We start from the raw sequence: 4,766 nt of genomic DNA, 5'->3' as shown, positions 1-4,766 counted from the left end.
ACTCCTACCGATGATCGTTTCGGTTACCCTCGCGCGCGGCGCCATCCGGATGGCCAGGAAAAAGGTGATCGTGAAACGCCTGGCGTCGGTGCAAAATCTGGGATCGATGGACGTGCTCTGCACGGACAAGACGGGAACGCTCACCGAAGCGCATATCCGGCTCGAGCGCCATGTGGATCCCTTGGGGCGTGAGAGCGAGAGGGTGCTGGAATTAGCTTATCTCAACAGTCATTTCGAGACCGGGCTGAAAAGCCCTCTGGACGACGCCATTCTCGCCCATCAGGAAATCAACGTCAGCGCCTGGCGAAAAATTGATGAAGTACCCTTCGACTTCGAGCGGCGGCGGGTCTCCGTGCTGGTGGAAAAAAACGATAGCCGACTTTTGGTAGTGAAGGGCGCTCCCGAGGACATACTTCGACTTGCCGTGGCGTATGAGGTGGAGGGGGTCCAAACGCCATTCGACACACCAACACGGGATCGGGCAGGGGCATTGTGCGACGAGTTGGGACAGAAAGGCTTTCGGGTGCTGGGTATCGCTTGGCGAAGTGTGCCGCTTGACCATCCCCACGCCGTGGTGAGCGATGAAACCGAGTTGGTATTTGCCGGCTTCGCCGCTTTCCTGGATCCCCCAAAGGAAACAGCCGCGCGTGCGGTTCGCGATTTGACCCAAAGCGGTGTAACGGTGAAGATTGTTACCGGTGACAATGATCTGGTCACCCGACACGTCTGCGCGCAGATCGGCCTGCCAGTGAGCAGGGTCCTGACCGGCGCCGAGATCCAGAAGATGGACGACTTCGCCCTGCAAGCGGTGGTGGAAGAAGCGAACCTATTTTGCCGTGTTACTCCTGCGCAGAAAAACCGCGTCATCCTGGCCCTCAAAGCACGCAACCACGTCGTGGGCTTTCTTGGCGACGGCATCAACGACGCTCCCTCGCTCCATTCCGCAGATGTGGGGATCTCCGTGGACGGCGCGGTGGACGTAGCCAAGGATGCGGCGGACATGATCCTGCTCGAACGCGACCTCGATGTATTGTATGAAGGCATTCGAGAAGGGCGGCGTACCTTCGGTAATGTGCTGAAGTATATCATGATGGGTACCAGCTCCAATTTTGGGAACATGTTCAGTATGGCCGGTGCCACCCTGATCATCCCCTTTTTGCCCATGCTGCCAGTACAGATCTTGCTCAACAACTTCCTTTACGACCTCTCGGAGGTTGCGATCCCGCTGGACAACGTGGACGAGAGCTATTTATCACATCCTCACGAGTGGGATATGGCCTTCATTCGCAACTTCATGATGGTGATCGGCCCGATCAGTTCGCTCTTCGACTTCCTCACTTTTTATGTCATGTTGCATGTTTTCCATGCTGGCGAGGAGATGTTCCACACCGGCTGGTTCATCGAATCCATCGCCACCCAGGTTCTGGTAATATTCGTCATTCGTACCCGCTTTAATCCCTTGACCAGCCGTCCACACCCTTTGCTGGCGGGAACCTCATTAGCCGTGGTTGCCGTAGCAGCCCTACTGCCTTTGACCCCGATAGGCACCACGCTGGGATTTGTGGCACTGCCGTTGGATTTCTTCGCGATACTTATGGCCATGGTCGTCGTGTACCTGATGGCGGTGGAAGGGGTGAAGAGATGGTTTTACCGACGCTTGGCGTAGTGCCCTGCTGAGGTTGGGCGCAAAGAAGAGAAAATAATAGCGACCTAAGCATGGTATGCCTGTGCATCAACCACGGCGGCAAGTTGATCGGGAGCGGCGTTTGCCCAAAGATGGAAATGTCCAAAGCGGCTCGCGAGTTTCTGTATAGCAGGGCGCCGCGGCGCCTGTTCGGGCGGTAGAGCTTGCGCACCCGTCATGAACAGCAGCACCGGTGGCGTCAGGCGCAGGGCGATCAATGGGAATGGATACCACCCACCAGCATCCTGTAAGGGATTTCCGTACCGCCGAAGATCCAACGATAGCCCTATCAGCAGCCACCTGGCTGTGGCCAGGAGGGCAGCCCCATGCCTCTGCCCTACCGCAAATCCCCTTGTGGCTTCGGATCAGCAGGGATCTCGCTGGATGTCCCAAGGGTCATCCTCGTCGACCCTGGGACCTTTGCGAATTGGCTGCGCTCCCACGGCAGACTGGGCGGTCAGGATAAAATAACGCGGCTGATCAATGACTAGGCATTTCTTGCAAATTTGAAACGCCATGTGTTGGCAGTCCCGGGAAATTGATTTTTAGGATTATGACTTCTTGCCCATATATACGTCCACCAGTTCGCCGGGAAACAGGTTTATGTGTTCCGGAATCTTAAATTTGAAGAGAATTGGCAGCACCCTTACGTCCACCTTTTCCGTCCTTTGGTTGGACAGTTCGATCTTCGGCACCACATAGGGTTGTATCCGCACAAACTGCAACGGTACGCTGACATTGTTGAGACCTCGAATGAACATTTTCGCGGTCATATCTGCAGGCGCAGGTAATCTTGGAACCAATATCTCATCCAAATAGGCGCGGACCTGCAGGTAGGCGGTCTTCTTGCCCATCACCACGACCGGATCCATCCCCTGTGTATAAGTGCCGTAGACGCCTTGGGGGGATGCGTAACTGCCGATGGCGGTGCTGATACGGAGGATATCGCCGGTGACCGGCGCCCGCACAATATATTGCTGTAACAAGGCATTACTGGACGCGTAGGTCTTTCGCGCCGCATGATAGATAGCTTGTTGATTTTTGATGTCGTAACTCCAGGCGCCCGCCTGGGTCAGCGCATACTGCGCCTGCGTTACTTTGAGGTTGTTTTCGGCAATCAGGACAGAGTTTTGCACATTTTCCAGGGCAAGTTTGCTCACCGTCTGGGGATTGATGGCCATTTCCTTTTTGGTGATTTCCAGTTGTGCCTGCTGGTATTTCAGGCTGGCTCGGGCATATTCGACTTGTTTTTTGGCAATGGTCAGGGTTTCTTTGCGGGGCTCCGCTTTTAATTCCTGCAACAGGGCAAGGGCGGCCTGGGCCTGGGCCTTGTTCTGGGCCACCACTTCCTTTTGCACGGAGTCATCGATGGCGAAGAGCGGTGTCCCCTTCGCCACCGTCTGCCCCTCCTGGACGAAGATGCCGGTCACCCTTCCGGACACCTGAGGGTAGATGTTGATGTTTTCGCCATTGGCCGCATAACTCTCGATGATGCCGTTGGCGAATATTCCGTTGACGTAAGGGTTGTAGTTGGTGGCCAGAGGGGGTTGCGGCGGCGTTTGCCGGCTATATATGTAGGCGCTGACCAGGCCGATGAGGATCCCGACGATGGCCAGCCCGAAAAGTATCTTATTTCTCATGGTCCGCTCCGGTTCCGGGGACAATCCTGCCATCTTCCATGCGAATGATCCGCGTCGCATATTCGTAAATTCTGCTGTCGTGGGTCACGATGATAATCGCACGCTGCGCATTCAAAATATGCTCCTTGACGAAGGCGACGATTTTCCTGCCGGTGTCCCCATCCAGGGAAGCGGTAGGCTCATCGAAAATCAGCAGGTCCGGTTGGGCAACGATGGCGCGGGCGATGGCGACCCGCTGTTGCTCGCCGCCGCTCAGTTTGTAGGGCGGCAAGTTTTCTTTTTCTGCCAGACCGACGACCTGCAACGTTTTGCGCGCCTCCGTTAGACTCTTGTCCCAGGGCTCACGCCGGAGAATCAGGGGAATGGCCACATTTTCCAGGGTGGTCAGGCGAGGAAAGAGATGGTAGTCCTGAAAAACGAAACCGATGGTCTGCAGACGAAAGCCGGCCAGGGCATCACTGCCCAGCTTCCAGATATCCACGTCTTTGACCACCACGTCGCCGTCATCGGGGCGCAAGATGCCGGAGATGATGCTCAACAGCGTGGTTTTGCCGGAGCCGGAGGGACCGACGATATAGAGCATCTCGCCGAAGTCCACTGCGAAGCTGACCTCGCGCAGCGCGTAGGTCTGGTTCGTCACTTCGCCAAAGGACTTCGAGATCTTCGTCGCAGTCAGGATCACGCTAACCCCGGAACACGTCAAAGGGGTCGATGCGGATGACTTTTCGAATGCCGATATAGCTCGAAAAGGCGGATATGATCAGGACCATGATGAGGGCCAGAAACAGGTTCTCGTAGGTGACCATGGCGGCGTAGTTGGCGATCTTCAGCTTGGCAATGGCGATCATGGTGGAGGACAGGAGCACGCCGAAGCCAAAACCCAGAAAGCCCACGACCAGCGACTGAAACACGATCATCTGAATCAGCTCGCCGCTTTTGGCGCCAATGGCCTTGAGGGCGCCGAAGTGCTCCAGATTGTCCAGGACGAACATGTAAAAGGTTTCTCCAGCGATGGACAGGCCGACGAGAAAGCTGATCAGGGTCATGATCAGGATGTTGGTGCCCATCCCGGTCTGAAATTCATAGAACCGGTCGTTACGGGTGATGAATTGCTGATCGGTCAAGGCCAGATAGCCCAGTTGCTTTACCTGCTGCTCGATGGCGGCGATATTCTGGGTGCTTTTCGGCTGCACCAGGATGTAGGAAATCAGATAGCGGGTGGAGGGCAGGTCCTGGGTGGCGCGGTTATAGGTGGTATAGAGGGTCGGCAAGCCGAACAGGCCGGGCACCGGGGTGTGGGCCAGGGCCACGACAACCGCGCGATGATCATTGATCTCAAAGCTGGTGCCTATTTTTGGGCTGCCCAGCTTGGCGTAGTTGGCATCCTTGACCATGATGAAGGCATTGTTCTGGTAAATATCCATGATGCTGCCGGAAATGAT

At 56.0% G+C, this 4,766-nt stretch carries 4 protein-coding genes; 1 reads left to right on the top strand and 3 read right to left on the bottom strand.

The window, feature by feature from the left end; translation table 11 throughout:
* Positions 1–1,666, top strand: a 1,666-nt coding sequence (gene mgtA / locus AC2VNK_RS10110) for a magnesium-translocating P-type ATPase (protein WP_486883663.1), incomplete at its 5' end; no start/stop codon positions are given.
* Between the two features lie 569 nt (positions 1,667–2,235).
* Here the strand turns inward: mgtA and AC2VNK_RS10105 are convergent.
* The 3 genes from AC2VNK_RS10105 to AC2VNK_RS10095 all read right to left on the bottom strand — a co-directional run.
* Positions 2,236–3,324: an HlyD family secretion protein gene (locus tag AC2VNK_RS10105; RefSeq protein WP_291523168.1), complete on the bottom strand. Its 1,089-nt coding sequence runs from the start codon at positions 3,322–3,324 to the stop codon at positions 2,236–2,238.
* A complete protein-coding gene (locus AC2VNK_RS10100; RefSeq protein WP_486883662.1) occupies positions 3,314–4,006 on the bottom strand; it encodes an ABC transporter ATP-binding protein in 693 nt (230 codons plus the stop codon). The genes AC2VNK_RS10105 and AC2VNK_RS10100 overlap by 11 nt, the downstream gene beginning before the upstream one ends.
* Position 4,007: 1 nt before the next feature.
* A partial coding sequence (locus AC2VNK_RS10095; RefSeq protein ID WP_486883661.1) for an ABC transporter permease occupies positions 4,008–4,766 on the bottom strand: 759 nt, incomplete at its 5' end.

The organism is Acidithiobacillus sp. TH-A35 (assembly GCF_057473505.1).
Note: the sequence above shows the minus strand (reverse complement) of the source record. Positions and strands in the feature narration are given on the sequence as shown.

Coding starts and splice junctions, on each gene's coding strand:
- AC2VNK_RS10105 (WP_291523168.1), bottom strand. CDS start 3,324: ATGAGAAATAAGATACTTTTCGGGCTGGCCATCGTCGGGATCCTCATC.